Genomic DNA, 14,922 nt, shown 5'->3' with positions numbered 1-14,922 from the left:
GGGGGCTGGGGCCGCCATGAGGGAACGCTCCGGGACGGGTCGAGCCGCCGCCATCGGACGAAGCCCCGGAACGGACAGCAGCACCGTCGCGATGCGCTCGCCATTGCCGTCGCAGCGCCCGTCCGTCCTCACGCCATCCGCTTCCCAGCCCATCGCGCCGCCTCACTTCATTGGAGACAGCGCGGTGGGGGCGAGGATGCGGGTCTGCTGGCTCTGGATCATGCCCTTGATCGCGGCGAGGTAGTCCTGCCACGGCGCATGGGCCATCATGTCCTTCCGCTTCGCCTCGCGCTCGGCCATGCTCTCATAGCGCCACAGCGCCACCACATGGTTGAGCTCGCCGATCTCGGTGACGAAGTGGCCGATGAAGGTGCCGAGGAACCGCTTCTGGATGTCCAGCCCCAGCGTCTCATAGGCCTTCAGGAAATCGCCCATCCGGCCGGGCACGATGTGGTAGTCGCGCTCTTCGAGGATCATCGCGGCGCCTCAGAGCTGGAAGCCGAAGGCGAGCGGGTCGCGCTCGTCCACGGTGATGGTGTTGTGGCCGTAGATGCGGGCCCAGCCGCCGATGCTGGGACGGATCGCCGGGCGTCCGCCGACCTCCGCCGCGCTCTCCACCCGGCCGTGGAACAGCGTGCCGATGATGCTTTCATGCACGAACTCCTCGCCGCCCTTCAAAAGCCCCTTGGCGACGCGCTGGGCCATGCGGGCGGAGGTGCCGGTACCGCAGGGCGAGCGGTCGATGGCCTTGGCGCCGTAGAACACCGCATTGCGGGCGTGGGCTTCGGGGTGCTTCGGCCCGTCCGCCCACATCACATGGCTGACGCCGTTGATGCGCGGATCCTCCGGGTGCACCGGCTTCACCGCCTCCTGCACCGCGGCGCGCACGGCGGGGCTGAGGCGCAGGATGTCGTCGGCGCTGAGGGAATCGAGGCCGGCGAAGTTCGCCTGCGGCTCGACGATGGCGTAGTAATTGCCGCCATAGGAGACATCCACGGTGAGTTCGCCGATGCCCGGCACGTCCACCTTCACGCCCTCGGCGTGCAGATAGGACGGGATGTTGTAGAGCCGCACCTGATCCACGAAGCGGCCGTTGCGGGTGTATTCCACCTCGACCTTGCCGGCCGGCACCTCAAGGGAGAGCCGGCCTTCCGTCTTCGGCACCACGAAGCCCTCTTCCAGCGCCACGGTGACGGTGCCGATGGTGCCGTGCCCGCACATGGGCAGGCAGCCGGACACCTCGATGAACAGCACGCCGAGATCGCAATCCTCGCGCGAGGGCGGATAGAGGATCGAGCCGGACATCACGTCATGGCCGCGCGGCTCGAACATCAGCGCCTTGCGGACCCAGTCGTGCTGCGACAGGAAGATCTGCCGCTTCTCGGCCATGGAGACGTTCGGCAGGATCGGGCCGCCGCCGGCGACCACGCGCACCGGGTTGCCGCAGGTGTGGGCGTCGACGCAGAGAAAGGTGTGCGGGTTCATCGAAAAGGCGTCCTCAGGAGAAGCGGGCGATCGAGAAGGGGGCGATGTCCACCGATGTCGGCCGGTTGCCGACGATCTCGGCGACCAGCCGGCCGGTGGTGGGGCCGAGCGTGAGGCCGGTGTGGCCATGGCCGAAGGCGTAGACGACGTCCGGCCGCTTCACCGAGCGGCCGATGACGGGCATGGAATCCGCGGTGGTCGGGCGGTGGCCCATCCAGCGGGTGCCGCCCGCGATGTTCAGCCCCGGCAGATAGCGGCGGCCGAGCTCGGCCAGCACGTCGGAGCGGGCATAGTTCGGCGGCGCGTCGAGCCCGGCGAATTCGGCCGCGCCGCCGATACGGATGCCGGCCTCGATCGGGGTGGCGACGAAGGCGCGCTCGGCGAAGATCACCTCGCGCGAAAGCGTCACGCCGGGAGCCGGAAAGGTGGTGTTGTAGCCGCGCTCGCTCTCGATCAGCGCGCGCTCGCCAATGCTGGCGGCGAGCCGGCCGGACCACGCGCCGGCGGCGACGATCGCGGTATCGAAGGGCAGGCGTCGGCCGTCCGCAAGAGCGAGGCTGGAGCCCTCGATGCCGCGCACCTCGCCGGCGACCATCGCGACGCCGCGCGCTGCGAGATGCTCGCGCAGCCGGTCGACGATGCACTTCGGGTCCGCGACATGCGACCATTGCGGGGTCACCATGGCGTATTGCACCGCTTCCGAGAGCGCCGGCTCCAGCGCCCGTGCCTCGGCGCCGCTGATCTCCTCGCACACGATGCCGTGGCGGCGGCGCAGCGCGCGGAAGCGGGCATCGGCTTCGAAGCCGGCGCGGGTGTCGTAGACCCACAGCGCGCCGACCCGGTGGACCTCGCCCGCCAGGCCGAGCTCGTCCATCACCGGCAGGAAATCCTCATAGACCCGCGCCGAGAGGGTGGCGAGCGCGGCGGTGATGCGCTCCACCTCCGGCCAGGTGCCCGAGCGCAGGAAGCGCCACAGCCAAGGCACCAGCTTCGGCAGATGGCCGGGACGCAGGCTGAGCGGTCCGAGCGGGTCCATCAGCCAGCCGGGCACCTTGAGGGCGAGACCCGGAACGGCGGCGGGGATGATCTCGGTGACGCCGAGCCCGGCGGCATTGCCGAACGAGCACTTGTCGCCCGGCGGGTCGCGGTCGACCACGGTGACGGCATGTCCCTCGGCGGCGAGCGCCCGGGCGCAGGACAGGCCGACCATGCCGGCGCCGATGACGAGGATGCGGGACATGCGGGCCTGAGATCCTTCAGATGACGAACGTTGCGATGTGCCGCCGGACCGCTGCCGCCAGACCGGGGGCGGTGAGGGCGGAGGTCTTGGGGTTGAGCGTCGAAGGCCAGTTCGAGAAGCGCATCGAGGCGGCACCGAGCGGGCTCTCGACCTCGATCTCGTGGGTGTTGTGTTCGACCGCGGGGTCGGCGACGACCCGCACCGTCAATCGCTCCGCCCCGAAGGCGAGGGCGAGGGTGAGCCCGGCATTGAGGTTGCGCGGATAAAGCCGCGCCGCCTCCGCCGCGCTGCCCTCGAAGAGCGTCACCGTCCCGGACAGCATGCCGGCATCGTGACCGAGCGCGGCGAGTTCCGCGACCCAGGCCGAGGGCGGCTTGCGCGAGGTGTAGACCGCGCGGGCCCTGGGCTCCTCCCGCAATGCCGCGAGATAATCGAGCCCGCCCAGTGCGCCGGACGGCACGATCAGCCGCGCCTTGCCGCGTTTGGCGGCGGCGAGCAGGCGCGCCAGCAGCGCATCGTCGCCCAACGCACCGGAGGAGGCGGCGACGAGGTCGATGCCCGCTTCGAGCAGGGCCGGGCCCATCTCGCGGATCGCGGCCTGCCCGGCGGCCTCGACGACGACGTGCGGGTGGGCGTCGAGCAACGCATCGAGGTCGTGCACGACCTCCGTGCCGGCGGCGAGGCCCTCGGGCGGGGCGTCGTCCGCGCCGTGGCGGCGCAGCAGCACGGTCTGGCGGATGGCCGGGCCCGCAAGAGGTCCGGGGCGGGAAGCGGCGAGCCGCGCGTTGAGGTCGCGACCGATCGCGCCGAAGCCGATCAGCCCGACATGAACGGTGGCGTCCCGTGCGCGAGGGGGCGGCCCGCTCGCTTCCCTGGCCCCGGCGTCGTCGGTCATGTCGGGCCCGCCCATCCTTCTCTCGGTCCCGCGGTCAGCGCGGCGCGCCGCACCAAGACGACATGCCGCCGTCCACGGTGAGCATCGAGCCGGTGGCGAAGGACGCGTCGTCGGAGGCGAGCCAGAGGATCGCCTGCGCGATCTCGGCCGGCTGCGCCCAGCGATGCATCGGCGAGCGGCCCTGCAGCTTGGCCTTGAAAGCCTCCGGGTCCGGCGTGGTACCGACCATCTTGTCGAAATAGGTGGACCAGGTCACGCCGGGAGCGACGCAGTTGACGCGGATGTTCTGATCGGCGTGGTCGAGGGCCATCGCCTTGGTGAGGGCGGCGACGCCGCCCTTCGAGGCGCAATAGGCGGCGCGGTCATAGATCGCTATGTTGGTCGCGACATTGGAGGCGGTGTTGACGATGACGCCGCCGCCCTGCGCGATCATCACCGGAAGCGCGTGCTTGCTGCACAGGAACACGCCCTTGAGGTTCACCCCCATCAGCGCGTCCCAGTCCTCCTCGGAGGTGTCCAGCACCGAGCCGGGGATGCCGTAGCCGGCATTGTTGACGAGGATGTCCAGCCGGCCGAAGCGGGAGGTAGCATCCTCGATCATCGCCTTCACCGCCGCGCTGTCGGCAACGTTCACAACGAAGGAGGCGGCGTTCGGCCCGAGCTTTTCGGCAAGCGCGGCGATGCCCTCGCCATTGCGGTCGGCGAGCAGGACGCGGGCGCCCTCGCGCACGAAAATCTCGGCGGCCGCAGCGCCGATGCCGGCCGCGGCGCCGGTGATGATGGCGACCTTGTCTTTCAGACGCATGGAATCCTCGTCACTGCGATCGGGAGCCGGACGGGCGGAGGCACCGCCCGGCGATCGGAAAAACGTAAAGGGGTGCGCAGGCCGTGCCCCGGCGGTCAGGGCTGGCGCTGGTCTTTGGGCTGCTCGGCGAACACGGTGTCGCGCTCGATCTGCAGCACGTTCTCCGGGCGCGGGAACGGGGTCGGGTCGTTCGCGTCGTCGGTGCGCGGGCGGCCGATGAGGCGGAAGAAGTCCTCCAGCCCGTTCGGCACGATCAGCCACGTCCAGGTGATGTCGGCCGTGCCGTTGTTGATGAACATGTGCCGGCGGTTCTTGCCGATGAAGAAGGCCGAGCCCGGCTGCATCGGATGCTCGACGCCGTCCACCACCGCCTTGCCGGTGCCGGAGACGACGAAGATCACCTCCTCGTTCTTGTCATGGGCATGCTCGCGGACATAGCCGCCGGGCGGCACGGTCTGGGTGCCGAATCCGATAGGATGCTCCATCGGCACCGTATGGGGGGCGAAGATGACTTCGATGTGCCCGTTGGCCGGCACCGGCTGCCAGTGGCTCTCCGCCGTTCCCGGCTGCTTCACCAGCACCTCGCCGTAAGAGGAGGTCTCGTTTGCCTGCTCGGCCATCTTGTCTCTCCAGGGCATATCGAATGCGCGCATCCGGGCGACAAAGCCTCGGGGCAAGAGAGCCCAGTGACGCCGGATTGAATACAATATTCAGGCTACGCGCTCAAATGAACAAAAGGAAAGTCCAAAAAATAGGCATTATGATGATTATGTGCACACATTTTCCACTTGTTGATCGTCGTCAACTGAATATCGTATTCAATCATGGAGCCCACCGGCATGAAGCCTAAAATCGGCCGCCAGTCGTTGACGGATCAGATCGTCACCGAACTCCGGCGTCAGATCATCACCGGCCAGCTCGCCGAGGGGGCTCCTCTGCGGCAGGAGCGGCTCGCCGCCGAACTCGGCGTGTCGCGCGTGCCGCTGCGTGAGGCCATCCGCCAGCTCGAGGCGGAGGGGCTCGTCGTGTCCGAGCTGCACAAGGGCACGGTGGTGACCTCGCTCTCGCTCGCCGAGATCGAGGAGCTGTTCCAGATCCGACTGGTGATGGAGTGCTGGCTGTTCGAGGCTGCCATCCCGCACCTGACGGAAGAGGATTTCGACAAGGCCGAGGCACTGATCGAGGAATCGATCCGCACCGGAAACCCCGAGAACTGGGGCGAGCTGAACTGGCGTTTCCACGAGACGCTCTATCGCCCCGGCGGCCACACCATCGCGCTGCGGCTGCTGCGCACGGTGCACGACAACGCCAACCGCTACGTCAACCTTCAGATCGCGGTCGCGAAGGATGTCGAGCGGGAGCAGGCGGACCACCAGGCCCTCCTCGCCTTCGCGCGGCTGAGGGACACCAAGCGCGGCAGCGACATGCTGCGCATGCATATCCAGCGGGTCAGCCGCAACCTCGTCGCCTCGCTCGCCGAGCGGCAGAGGGCTGAGGTCAGGGACATCGCCTGAGACGACAGGGCTGCCGGCGCATGTTGGCATCCCCCACGAACGACAACGGGCTCCTTCATCAAGGGCCGAAAACCATTGGGGACTGACATGAAACTCAAGACCGTCCTGCTCGCCGCGGTCGCGGCGACCGCGCTCGCCGGCGCGGCCCGCGCCGACGTGCTGATCGGCACCGCCGGCCCGACCTCCAACGCCGAGGCGCTGTTCGGCACCACCTGGCAGAACGGCATGGACCTCGCCGTGCGCCAGGCCAACGCCGCCGGCGGCGTTCAGGGCCAGAAGCTGCAGCTCGTGCGCGAGGATGATGGCGGCGATCCCAAGCAGGGCACGCTGATCGCGCAGAAGCAGTGCGACAACAAGGAGATGCTGGCGGTCGTCGCCAACTTCAACTCGGGCGTCACCATCCCGTCCTCCGACGTCTACAACCGCTGCGGCCTGCCGCAGGTGACCAACGCCTCGAACCCGAAGGTCACCAAGGCGGGTTACAAGAACCTGTTCCGCCCGATCGCCAACGACCTCGCCCAGGGCGCGGCACCGGCCGAATACGCGCTGGAGAAGCTGCACGCCAAGACCGCGGCCGTTGTCCACGACAAGCAGGCCTTCGGCCAGGGCGTCGCCGAAGTGTTTCGCGACACCTTCACCAAAGGCGGCGGCAAGGTGACGTCCTTCTCCGGCGTCGCGCAGACCGACGTGGACTTCAGCGCCCTGCTGACCACGATCCGCTCCGAGAACCCTGATGTGATCTATTTCGGCGGCGTCATGCCGGCGGTCGGCCTGTTCGTGAAGCAGGCGCGTGAATTCGGCCTGAAGGGCACCTTCTTCGGCGCCGACAGCGCCTTCACCCCGGACTTCATCCAGGGCGCCGGCGCGGCCTCGGCTGGCGCGATCGTGTCCTTCCAGGCCCCGCCGTATGATTCGTCCGATGCCCTGAAGACGTTCGCCGCCGACTACAAGAAGGCGTTCGGCGAGGAGCCCGGCCCGTATTCCGCCTATGGCTATGTCGAGGCATCCATCATCATCGAGGCGATGAAGAAGGCCCCGCTGCCGCTCACCCGCGAAGGCATCGTCGCCGAGATCGCCAAGAGCGATTTCGAAAGCGTGGTCGGCCACGTCGCCTTCCAGCCGAATGGCGAGCTCAAGCAGCCCTTCATCTTCCTCTATCAGGTCAAGGACAACGGCTTCTCGCTGGTGAAGTGAGGACCGTTCCGGCGCTGTCCCTGCGGTCTCCCCTGGCTGCAGGGGCAGCGTCTTCCTGCCGCCGGAGGCACGGGCGTGAGCCCGCGCCCGAGGCGTGCCTGTGGTTCGCCGGCGGCTCCATGCAAGCCCCGGCCCGGCGAGGGACCTCTTTCATGGGCTCCGTGATCCTTCAGCAGACCATCAACGCGCTCACCGTCGGCTCGATCTACGCGCTGATCGCGCTGGGCTACACGATGGTGTACGGCGTGCTGCGCCTCATCAATTTCGCTCACAGCGAGCTGTTCACCGCCGGGGCCTTCATCGGGCTCGGGCTGGCGGGCGCGCTCGGCGTGTCGGGTCATCCCTTCGCCGGCGTGCTGGTCGGGGTCATCACCTTCGTGATCGTCGGCCTGATCGGCGTCAGCGTGGAGATCGTGGCCTACCGGCCGTTGCGCGGCACCTCGCGGCTTGCACCGATGCTCTCCGCGCTCGGCATGGCGGTGGTGATCCAGAACGCGGTCATGCTGATCGCCGGGCGGCGCCCGCTGATCTATCCGTCCTTCCTGCCGAATGGCGTGGTGGAGATCTTCGGCGCCATCGTCACCTACAAGCAGATCACCATCTTCGCGGTCGCGGTGATCCTGATGGTCGGGCTGGAGCTGTTCGTGAACCGCACCAATCTCGGCGTGCGCATCCGCGCGGTGGCCGAGAACGCGGAAACCGCCTCGCTCGTCGGCATCAATCCCAACACCGCCATCTCGCTGATCTTCTTCATCGGCCCCGGCCTCGGCGCGGTGGCCGGCATCCTCTATTCGTCCTTCTACGGCGTCGCGAGCTTCACCATGGGCTTCGTGATCGGCATGAAGGCCTTCACCGCCGCAATCCTCGGCGGCATCGGCTCGATCCCGGGCGCGGTGCTCGGCGGCTTCCTGCTGGGCGCGATCGAAACCTTCGCGACCGCCTGGATGCCGGTGCTGACCGGCGGGCTGATCGGCACCGAATATCGCGACATCTTCGCCTTCTCGGTGCTGGTGCTCATCCTCCTGTTCCGCCCCGCGGGCCTGCTCGGCGAGCATGTCAGCGAAGAAACCATGGTGTACAAGAGTGACTTCTGACGCCAAAACCACGCACATCCCGTGGCTCGGCGCCGCGGTGCTCCTGCTCCTGCCCGTCGCGGTCCTGATCCTCGGCCAGTTCCTGCCGACCTATCCGCTGCGCGTGCTGGACATGATCCTGCTCTACGCCATTCTCGGCCTGGGGCTGAACATCGTGGTCGGCTATGCCGGCCTGCTCGACCTCGGCTTCGTCGCCTTCTACGCGATCGGCGCCTATAGCTGGGCGCTGCTCGCCTCCGGTCAGTTCGACATCCACCTGCCGTTCTGGCTGGTGCTCATCATCGGCGCCGGGCTCGCGGGCATCGCCGGCATCCTGCTCGGCATCCCAGTGCTGCGGCTGCGCGGCGACTATCTCGCCATCGTCACGCTCGGCTTCGGCGAGATCATCCGCGTGCTGATGAACAATCTCGACGGTCTCACCAACGGCCCGCAGGGCATCGCGCGGATCGACGAGGCGCATCTGTTCGGCTGGACGCTCTCTACCCCGCTGGACTTCCTCTATCTGCTCGTCGGGCTGCTGATCATCGCCTTCCTGTTCGTCTGGCGCATCGAGGGCTCGGCGCTCGGCACGGCGCTCTCCGCGGTGCGCGAGGACCAGGACGCTGCACGCGGCTGCGGCATCGACACCACGCGGGTGAAGCTCGTCGCCTTCTGCACCAGCGCCATGATCGGCGGTGCCGGCGGCGTGGTGTTCGCGGCGATGCAGCGCTTCGTCTCGCCGGAAAGCTTCACCTTCTGGGAATCGCTGGTCATCGTGCTGGTGATCGTGGTCGGCGGCCTCGGCAATCCGTTCGGGGCGATCCTCGGCGCGACGCTGCTGATCCTCATTCCGGAAATGCTGCGCGCCTGGGCCGACTACCGGCTGCTGCTCTACGGGATCGCCTTGGTGCTCATCATCCTGTCGCGCCCGCGCGGCCTGCTGCCGCGCGCCTATGGCCCGAGCTGGCTGATGCGCCGCCTGGGGGGAGGACGCTGATGCTGCGCTTCGATCATGTCACCAAGCAGTTCGGCGGGTTCAAGGCGGTGGACGACGTGTCCTTCACCGTCCGGCCGGGCATCATCACCGCGGTGATCGGGCCGAACGGGGCGGGCAAGTCCACCCTCGTCAACATGGCGGCGGGCTCCTACCGCGTCAGCACCGGCCGCATCCTCATCGACGATGTCGAGCTTCAGGCCCTGCCCAAGCACAAGATCGCCCATGCCGGGCTCTCGCGGACCTACCAGAACATCCGCCTGTTCGACGGCATGAGCGTGATGAAGAATCTCGAGGTCGCGCTGGTGCCGCCTTCCATCGGATCGCTGGTGTCCGACACCTTCGGCTTCGGCGGCCGCCGCGAGGCCGAGGAGCGCCGGGAGCGCTGCTTCGAGGTGCTGAAGACGCTGGGCCTCGCGCCCTTCGCCGAGCGGCAGGCCGGCAGCCTCGCTTATGGCCAGCAGAAGCTGGTCGAGCTGGCGCGCGCCATCGTGCCGAAGCCGCGGGTGCTGCTGCTCGACGAGCCGGCGGCCGGCCTCAACCATGGCGAGACGGAGCAGCTGAAGCAGCACATCCTCGCGCTGCGCCAGCCCGACCTCGCCATGGTGCTCATCGAGCACGACATGAAGCTGATCATGTCGATCTCCGACACCATCATCGTGATGAATCGCGGCCAGCTTCTGGCCGAAGGCAGCCCCGCCGACATCCGGGCCAACATCGAAGTGCAGGAGGCGTATCTTGGCCAGCCAGGAGCGATCAGGGACATCGAAGCCGCTGCTCGCGGTCGACGCAATCGAGTCCGGCTACGGGAGGGTGAAGGTCTTACATGGCATCAGCCTTGAGGTCCTTAAGGGCGAGGTCGTCTGCATCATCGGCCCCAACGGCGCCGGCAAGACCACGCTCCTGCGCACCATCAGCGGGCTGAACCGGCCGAGCGCGGGCACCATCCGGTTCCGCGACGAGGACGTGACCGGGCGCAAGCCCTTCCAGATGGCACGTTCCGGCCTCGGCCACTGCCCGGAAGGGCGGCGGGTGTTCCAGCTCTCCGTCGAGGAGAACCTGATCACCGGCTATGTGCCGGGCCGCGGCAAGAGCTTCGCCGAGCTGCGCGACCACGTCTACGCGCTGTTCCCGATCCTCGGCGAGCGCCGGCACCAGTCGGCGGGGCGGCTCTCGGGCGGCCAGCAGCAGATGGTCGCCATCGGCCGCGCGCTGATGGGCAATCCCGAGCTGCTGCTGCTGGACGAGCCCTCCCTCGGCCTCGCGCCGCTCATCATCCACCAGATCTTCGAAATCGTGCTGAAGCTGGCGGAGAGTGGGGTTTCGATCATTCTCGTCGAACAGAACATCGACCTGTCCTTCGAGGTGGCGGACTACGTTTATGCGCTGGAGCACGGCTCGCTGCAGTGCTCGGGACCGGCGGAGAAGATGAAGGCCGATCCGCGCATCAAGCATATCTATCTGCCCGAACTCGAAGCGGGTCACTGAGGGGGCGGGCGATGTATGGACTTGACGGCCGGATCGCGCTGGTCACCGGCGGGGCGGTCGGCATCGGCCGGCGGATCGCCACCCGCCTCGCGGAAGAAGGCTGCGACGTCGCGGTGCTCGATGTCGACGCAGCCGGGGCGCAGGAAACGGCGGAGATGATCCGCGCGCTCGGCCGCCGGGCGCTCGCGCTCAGTGCCGATATCGGCGAGGAGGACGCCATGGGCGCGGCCGCGGCGCAGATCGCCTCCGCGCTCGGTGCGGTAGACATCGTGTCCAACAACGCCGCCATCGTGCGGGTCGGACCGGTGCTCGACATGGACATGGCGGAATGGCGCCGCGTCTTCCGCATCAACACCGAGGGCGCCGTGAACGTTGCCCGCGCCGTGTTGCCGGCGATGATCGAGCGACGCCGCGGCCGCATCATCAACACCGCGTCCTGGTTCGGGAAGATCGGCAAGCCGCAATATGCCGCCTATTCCGCCTCCAAGGCGGCGGTGATCGCGCTCACGCAGTCGCTCGCGGCCGAGGTGGCGGCGCTCGGCATCACGGTCAACGCGGTGTGCCCCGGCACCATCGTCGGCACCCGGATGCGCGAGGAGGCCGACGCGCGTTCGGTGGAGCAGGGCCTGCCGACGGCCAGGCAGCGCGAGGCGCTGATCCCGGTCGGGCGGGTCGGCGTGCCGGACGATATTGCGCGGGTGGTGGCGTTCCTCGCCTCGGACGAGTCGTCCTACATGACCGGGCAGGCGATCAACGTCACCGGCGGATTGTGGATGAATTGAACGGTTTCCCTTGAAGCTGCCGGCGCGCCCAGCCCGTGCGCCGCCTGCTTCAGGCCGCCGCCCCGGTCGCGCGGCGTCCGGGCGGCGGTATTTTCGGGCGGCGGATCGATCTTAGGGGAAGCCTCAAGCCACCAGCGGGCGCCGCTCCTGAGCCTGCCGCAGCGCATCGCGCACATGGCCCGCCGCCGCGCGCAACACGTCGAGCCCGGCGCCCGGCTTCACGCCCTCCACCGCCAGATGGCGGCGCCAGGCCCGCGCGCCCGGCTGGCCCCCGAACAGGCCCAGCATGTGCCGGGTGATGTCGTGCAGCCGCGCGCCGGCGACGAGATGGGCCGCGACATAGGGCTCGAACGCCTCCACCACGGCGAAGGCGTCGGCATGGGGCGCGGGCGTGCCGAACAGCGACGGGTCCACGCCGAGCAGCAGGTCCGGATTCTGGTAGGCGGCGCGGCCCAGCATGATGCCATCCACATGGTCGAGATGGGCAAGGCCCGCTTCCAGCGAGCCGATGCCGCCATTGATCGCGACCGGCACCCCGCCGAGCCGTCGCTTCAGCCGGTAGACGCGGTCGTAGTCGAGGGGCGGGATATCGCGGTTTTCCTTCGGCGACAGGCCCTGCAGCCACGCCTTGCGGGCGTGGACGATGAGCGCGTCGCTGCCGGCCGCCAGCACGTGGTCGGCGAATTCGTCGAGCGCCGGTTCGGGATCCTGCTCGTCGACGCCGATGCGGCACTTCACCGTCACCGGCACCCGCACGACCGCCTTGATCGCGGCCACGCAATCGGCGACGAGGGCCGGACTGCGCATCAGGCAGGCGCCGAAATTGCCGCCCTGGACCCGGTCGGACGGGCAGCCGACATTGAGGTTGATTTCGTCATAGCCCCATTCCGCGCCGATCGCCGCCGCCTTGGCCAGCGCCTCCGGGTCCGATCCGCCGAGCTGCAGCGCCACGGGGTGTTCCACGGGCGAGAAGCCGAGCAGCCGCTCCCGATCCCCGAAGATCACCGCATTGGCGGTGACCATTTCGGTATAGAGCAGCGCATGTCGGGTGAGGGTGCGGTGGAAGGCGCGGCAGTGTCGATCACTCCAGTCCATCATCGGCGCCACGGAGAAGCGCAGCGCCGCCAGTGCGGCGGGGCGGGGTTCTGCGGGGGGCGATGGCATGGACGTCGCGTCCGTCATGGATATTCCGTGGGTCGGTCAAAGCGTATGCCAGCGTCGGCCGGACGCCGGACGGCAGCGGGGCATGCGGGAATGGCCTCACCTAGCACGAAAGCCGGTGATTGGACAGGCAGCCGGACGATCCGGCTGTGGCGCGCTCGGCGCGAATCCGGGATACAGGCGGTATGGAGCCCTATCAGATCGTTCGCCGCGATTTCATCCGCAACGGCACCGAATGGCGCCTCGCGCCCGAGACGCTGCCGGAAGCGACGCGGAGCTGGAGCAGTTTCTGCTTCTTCGCGCCCGATGAGATCGGCACCTCCCTGCGCAAGCGGGTCGATGCCGTGCGTACCTCGTTCCTCATCGACATCCTGCCGGCGGACGGGGGCAACTGGGTGCTCGGCGGCTATAATGACCTCGATCGAATCCTCGTCGCCTGGGGGCACGAGGTGGCTCGGGGATAAGAAGTGTCGCGCTGATCAGGAACGCCGCAGACGGTGGTTCACGCGCCGCGCCAGCCGATCTCCCAGTGACTGCACCGCCTGAACCAGGACGATCAGCACCACGACGACCAGCAGCATCACCTCCGGCATGAAGCGCTGGTAGCCATAGCGGATGCCGAGGTCGCCGAGCCCGCCGCCGCCCACCGCGCCGACCATCGCCGAGTTGGACAGCAGGGTGACGATGCCGAGCGTGATGCCGAGCAGCAGTCCGGGCAAGGCTTCCGGGATCAGCACCTTGCGCACGATCTGAAGCGGCGTCGCGCCCATGGCCAGCGAGGCCTCGACCAGCCCGTGATCGACCTCGCGGATCGCCGCCTCGACGATCCGCGCCATGAAGGGCGTCGCGGCGATCGAGAGCGGCACGATGGCCGCCGTCGTTCCGATCGAGGTGCCGGCGACCAGCCGGGTGAAGGGGATGATGGCGACGACGAGGATGATGAAGGGCGTCGAGCGGGTGGCGTTCACGATGAGGCCGAGCGCGCGGTTCACCGTCACCGCCTCGAACAGCTCGCCCTTGCCGGAGGTGGCCAGGAAAATGCCGAGCGGCAGGCCGAGCACGGTGCCCACGAGGGTCGCGGCGGCGACCATGTAGAGCGTTTCGAGCGTCGCATCGAGCACGAGGCCGAGAAGTTCAGGCGACATGGCCGATCACCTCCGTCCGGATGTCCCATTCCCCGAGCACCGAGGTGACAGCGCCGCTTGCCCAGTTCGCGGTCGGCACGCCGAGATAGAGAAGCGCGAAGGGCTCACCGCCGACGCTGTCGACCTGTCCGCCGAGCAGCGCGACGTCGATGTCGAGCCGTCGGGCCAGCGCGCTGATCACCGGCGCGCCGGCCGCCGCGCCGCTCAAGGTGAGGCGCAGCACGGTCTGGCGCGCGCCTTCCGGCGATGGCGTGAGACGGGCGGCGATGGCGGGGGGCGGTTCACGACCCGGCAGGCTGCCGATGAAGCTGCGGGCGGTCGCGGTGCGCGGACGGGCGAAGACATCCCGCACGGTGCCTTCCTCGATGATGGCGCCGTCTTCGATGACCCCGACGCGGTGGCAGACCTCGCGGATCACCGCCATCTCATGGGTGATGAGCATGATGGTGACGCCCAGATCGCGGTTGACCTGTGCCAGCAGCGCGAGGATGGATCGGGTGGTCTCGGGATCGAGCGCGCTGGTCGCCTCGTCGGAGAGGAGCACCTTGGGATCGGTCGCAAGCGCGCGGGCGATGCCGACACGCTGCTTCTGCCCGCCGGACAGCTCGACCGGATAGCGCTCCGCCTTGTCGGCGAGGCCGACGAGATCGAGCAGGCCCATCACCTTCGCACGCACGGCCTGGCGGGACAGGCCGGCGAGTTCGAGGGGCAGCGCCACATTGGCAAAGGCGGTGCGCGAGGAGAGCAGGTTGAAGTGCTGGAAGATCATGCCGATCTTCCGCCGCTCCGCGCGCAGCGCCGCTTCGTCGAGCCCGCTGATGACGACGCCGTCGACCCGAACCACGCCGCTGCTCGGGCGCTCAAGGCCGTTCACCGTGCGGATGAGGGTCGATTTTCCGGCACCGGAAGGCCCGATGATGCCGTAGATCTCCCCGCGGGGAATCGCGAGCGACACGTCCTTCAGCGCCGTCACAGCCGCCTCGCTGCCGCGCGGGGCGAAGTGCTTCGATACGGCGTCGAGCCGGATCATCGCGTCGCGCGCGGCGGGTGTCCGCGTCGGATCATCGCCATAGCCGGACGCGACGATAGGTTTCGGGGGCGTGTCCGGCGCCGCGTGGAGCGGCGAAGCTGCGGCGCCGGGCGCGG

General features: G+C 68.6%; 17 protein-coding genes. 8 read left to right on the top strand and 9 right to left on the bottom strand.

Annotated features, from left to right (window positions below; genetic code table 11):
• Positions 1 to 162 precede the first annotated feature (162 nt).
• The 6 genes from MWN34_RS04740 to MWN34_RS04715 all read right to left on the bottom strand — a co-directional run bounded on the left by MWN34_RS04740 (position 163) and on the right by MWN34_RS04715 (position 5,045).
• Positions 163 to 477 (bottom strand): NIPSNAP family protein, encoded by a 315-nt coding sequence (locus tag MWN34_RS04740; RefSeq protein WP_247027103.1) that lies wholly within the window; start codon positions 475 to 477, stop codon positions 163 to 165.
• 9 nt (positions 478 to 486) lie between these two features.
• Complete coding sequence (locus MWN34_RS04735) at positions 487 to 1,485, bottom strand: 4-hydroxyproline epimerase (RefSeq protein WP_247027101.1); 999 nt, start codon at positions 1,483 to 1,485, stop codon at positions 487 to 489.
• A 13-nt stretch (positions 1,486 to 1,498) separates the two neighbouring features.
• Positions 1,499 to 2,725 (bottom strand): NAD(P)/FAD-dependent oxidoreductase, encoded by a 1,227-nt coding sequence (locus tag MWN34_RS04730; protein ID WP_247027099.1) that lies wholly within the window; start codon positions 2,723 to 2,725, stop codon positions 1,499 to 1,501.
• 16 nt (positions 2,726 to 2,741) lie between these two features.
• Complete coding sequence (locus tag MWN34_RS04725; protein ID WP_247027097.1) at positions 2,742 to 3,620, bottom strand: aspartate dehydrogenase domain-containing protein; 879 nt, start codon at positions 3,618 to 3,620, stop codon at positions 2,742 to 2,744.
• A 34-nt stretch (positions 3,621 to 3,654) separates the two neighbouring features.
• The gene (locus MWN34_RS04720) at positions 3,655 to 4,425 is read right to left on the bottom strand and encodes an SDR family oxidoreductase (protein ID WP_247027095.1); all 771 of its coding nucleotides are present in this window, start codon (positions 4,423 to 4,425) and stop codon (positions 3,655 to 3,657) included.
• Between the two features lie 95 nt (positions 4,426 to 4,520).
• The gene (locus tag MWN34_RS04715) at positions 4,521 to 5,045 is read right to left on the bottom strand and encodes a cupin domain-containing protein (protein WP_247027093.1); all 525 of its coding nucleotides are present in this window, start codon (positions 5,043 to 5,045) and stop codon (positions 4,521 to 4,523) included.
• Positions 5,046 to 5,264: 219 nt separating this feature from the next.
• On the opposite strand from MWN34_RS04715, the gene MWN34_RS04710 reads away from it, so the two are divergent.
• The 7 genes from MWN34_RS04710 (at position 5,265) to MWN34_RS04680 (ending at position 11,470) form a co-directional block, all read left to right on the top strand.
• The gene (locus MWN34_RS04710) at positions 5,265 to 5,939 is read left to right on the top strand and encodes a GntR family transcriptional regulator (protein ID WP_247027091.1); all 675 of its coding nucleotides are present in this window, start codon (positions 5,265 to 5,267) and stop codon (positions 5,937 to 5,939) included.
• 87 nt (positions 5,940 to 6,026) lie between these two features.
• A complete protein-coding gene (locus MWN34_RS04705; RefSeq protein ID WP_247027089.1) occupies positions 6,027 to 7,133 on the top strand; it encodes a branched-chain amino acid ABC transporter substrate-binding protein in 1,107 nt (368 codons plus the stop codon).
• A 152-nt stretch (positions 7,134 to 7,285) separates the two neighbouring features.
• A complete protein-coding gene (locus tag MWN34_RS04700) occupies positions 7,286 to 8,227 on the top strand; it encodes a branched-chain amino acid ABC transporter permease (protein ID WP_247027087.1) in 942 nt (313 codons plus the stop codon).
• The gene (locus tag MWN34_RS04695; protein ID WP_247027084.1) at positions 8,217 to 9,203 is read left to right on the top strand and encodes a branched-chain amino acid ABC transporter permease; all 987 of its coding nucleotides are present in this window, start codon (positions 8,217 to 8,219) and stop codon (positions 9,201 to 9,203) included. The genes MWN34_RS04700 and MWN34_RS04695 overlap by 11 nt, the downstream gene beginning before the upstream one ends.
• Positions 9,203 to 10,042 (top strand): ABC transporter ATP-binding protein, encoded by an 840-nt coding sequence (locus tag MWN34_RS04690; RefSeq protein ID WP_247027082.1) that lies wholly within the window; start codon positions 9,203 to 9,205, stop codon positions 10,040 to 10,042. Before MWN34_RS04695 ends, MWN34_RS04690 begins: the two co-directional genes overlap by 1 nt.
• A complete protein-coding gene (locus tag MWN34_RS04685) occupies positions 10,014 to 10,688 on the top strand; it encodes an ABC transporter ATP-binding protein (protein ID WP_247027080.1) in 675 nt (224 codons plus the stop codon). Before MWN34_RS04690 ends, MWN34_RS04685 begins: the two co-directional genes overlap by 29 nt.
• A gap of 11 nt (positions 10,689 to 10,699) precedes the next feature.
• The gene (locus MWN34_RS04680) at positions 10,700 to 11,470 is read left to right on the top strand and encodes an SDR family NAD(P)-dependent oxidoreductase (RefSeq protein WP_247027078.1); all 771 of its coding nucleotides are present in this window, start codon (positions 10,700 to 10,702) and stop codon (positions 11,468 to 11,470) included.
• 123 nt (positions 11,471 to 11,593) lie between these two features.
• Here MWN34_RS04680 and dusA read toward each other — a convergent pair whose 3' ends face one another.
• Positions 11,594 to 12,634: a tRNA dihydrouridine(20/20a) synthase DusA gene (dusA, locus tag MWN34_RS04675; protein WP_281502869.1), complete on the bottom strand. Its 1,041-nt coding sequence runs from the start codon at positions 12,632 to 12,634 to the stop codon at positions 11,594 to 11,596.
• 182 nt (positions 12,635 to 12,816) lie between these two features.
• Here dusA and MWN34_RS04670 point away from each other — a divergent pair, with 182 nt between their 5' ends.
• Entirely contained in the window at positions 12,817 to 13,095 is a 279-nt protein-coding gene (locus MWN34_RS04670) for a hypothetical protein (protein WP_247027076.1), read from the top strand.
• Between the two features lie 15 nt (positions 13,096 to 13,110).
• On the opposite strand, the gene MWN34_RS04665 is transcribed toward MWN34_RS04670, so the two are convergent.
• Positions 13,111 to 13,776, bottom strand: a complete 666-nt coding sequence (locus tag MWN34_RS04665; protein ID WP_247027074.1) for a methionine ABC transporter permease — start codon at positions 13,774 to 13,776, stop codon at positions 13,111 to 13,113.
• A complete protein-coding gene (locus MWN34_RS04660) occupies positions 13,766 to 14,806 on the bottom strand; it encodes a methionine ABC transporter ATP-binding protein (protein WP_247027606.1) in 1,041 nt (346 codons plus the stop codon). Before MWN34_RS04660 ends, MWN34_RS04665 begins: the two co-directional genes overlap by 11 nt.
• Positions 14,807 to 14,922 lie beyond the last annotated feature (116 nt).

This window comes from Ancylobacter crimeensis (assembly GCF_023016805.1).
In the GTDB taxonomy this organism is placed as follows: Bacteria; Pseudomonadota; Alphaproteobacteria; order Rhizobiales; family Xanthobacteraceae; genus Ancylobacter; species Ancylobacter crimeensis.
Note: the sequence above shows the minus strand (reverse complement) of the source record. Positions and strands in the feature narration are given on the sequence as shown.

What these genes read in the sequence shown, in the direction of transcription:
- MWN34_RS04690 (WP_247027082.1), top strand. Translation starts at nt 9,203, where the DNA reads ATGCTGCGCTTCGATCATGTCACCAAGCAGTTCGGCGGGTTCAAGGCG.
- MWN34_RS04720 (WP_247027095.1), bottom strand. Translation starts at nt 4,425, where the DNA reads ATGCGTCTGAAAGACAAGGTCGCCATCATCACCGGCGCCGCGGCCGGC.
- MWN34_RS04660 (WP_247027606.1), bottom strand. Translation starts at nt 14,806, where the DNA reads ATGATCCGGCTCGACGCCGTATCGAAGCACTTCGCCCCGCGCGGCAGC.
- MWN34_RS04670 (WP_247027076.1), top strand. Translation starts at nt 12,817, where the DNA reads ATGGAGCCCTATCAGATCGTTCGCCGCGATTTCATCCGCAACGGCACC.
- MWN34_RS04715 (WP_247027093.1), bottom strand. Translation starts at nt 5,045, where the DNA reads ATGGCCGAGCAGGCAAACGAGACCTCCTCTTACGGCGAGGTGCTGGTG.
- dusA (WP_281502869.1), bottom strand. Translation starts at nt 12,634, where the DNA reads ATGCCATCGCCCCCCGCAGAACCCCGCCCCGCCGCACTGGCGGCGCTG.
- MWN34_RS04705 (WP_247027089.1), top strand. Translation starts at nt 6,027, where the DNA reads ATGAAACTCAAGACCGTCCTGCTCGCCGCGGTCGCGGCGACCGCGCTC.
- MWN34_RS04735 (WP_247027101.1), bottom strand. Translation starts at nt 1,485, where the DNA reads ATGAACCCGCACACCTTTCTCTGCGTCGACGCCCACACCTGCGGCAAC.
- MWN34_RS04710 (WP_247027091.1), top strand. Translation starts at nt 5,265, where the DNA reads ATGAAGCCTAAAATCGGCCGCCAGTCGTTGACGGATCAGATCGTCACC.
- MWN34_RS04740 (WP_247027103.1), bottom strand. Translation starts at nt 477, where the DNA reads ATGATCCTCGAAGAGCGCGACTACCACATCGTGCCCGGCCGGATGGGC.
- MWN34_RS04680 (WP_247027078.1), top strand. Translation starts at nt 10,700, where the DNA reads ATGTATGGACTTGACGGCCGGATCGCGCTGGTCACCGGCGGGGCGGTC.
- MWN34_RS04665 (WP_247027074.1), bottom strand. Translation starts at nt 13,776, where the DNA reads ATGTCGCCTGAACTTCTCGGCCTCGTGCTCGATGCGACGCTCGAAACG.
- MWN34_RS04700 (WP_247027087.1), top strand. Translation starts at nt 7,286, where the DNA reads ATGGGCTCCGTGATCCTTCAGCAGACCATCAACGCGCTCACCGTCGGC.
- MWN34_RS04730 (WP_247027099.1), bottom strand. Translation starts at nt 2,725, where the DNA reads ATGTCCCGCATCCTCGTCATCGGCGCCGGCATGGTCGGCCTGTCCTGC.
- MWN34_RS04725 (WP_247027097.1), bottom strand. Translation starts at nt 3,620, where the DNA reads ATGACCGACGACGCCGGGGCCAGGGAAGCGAGCGGGCCGCCCCCTCGC.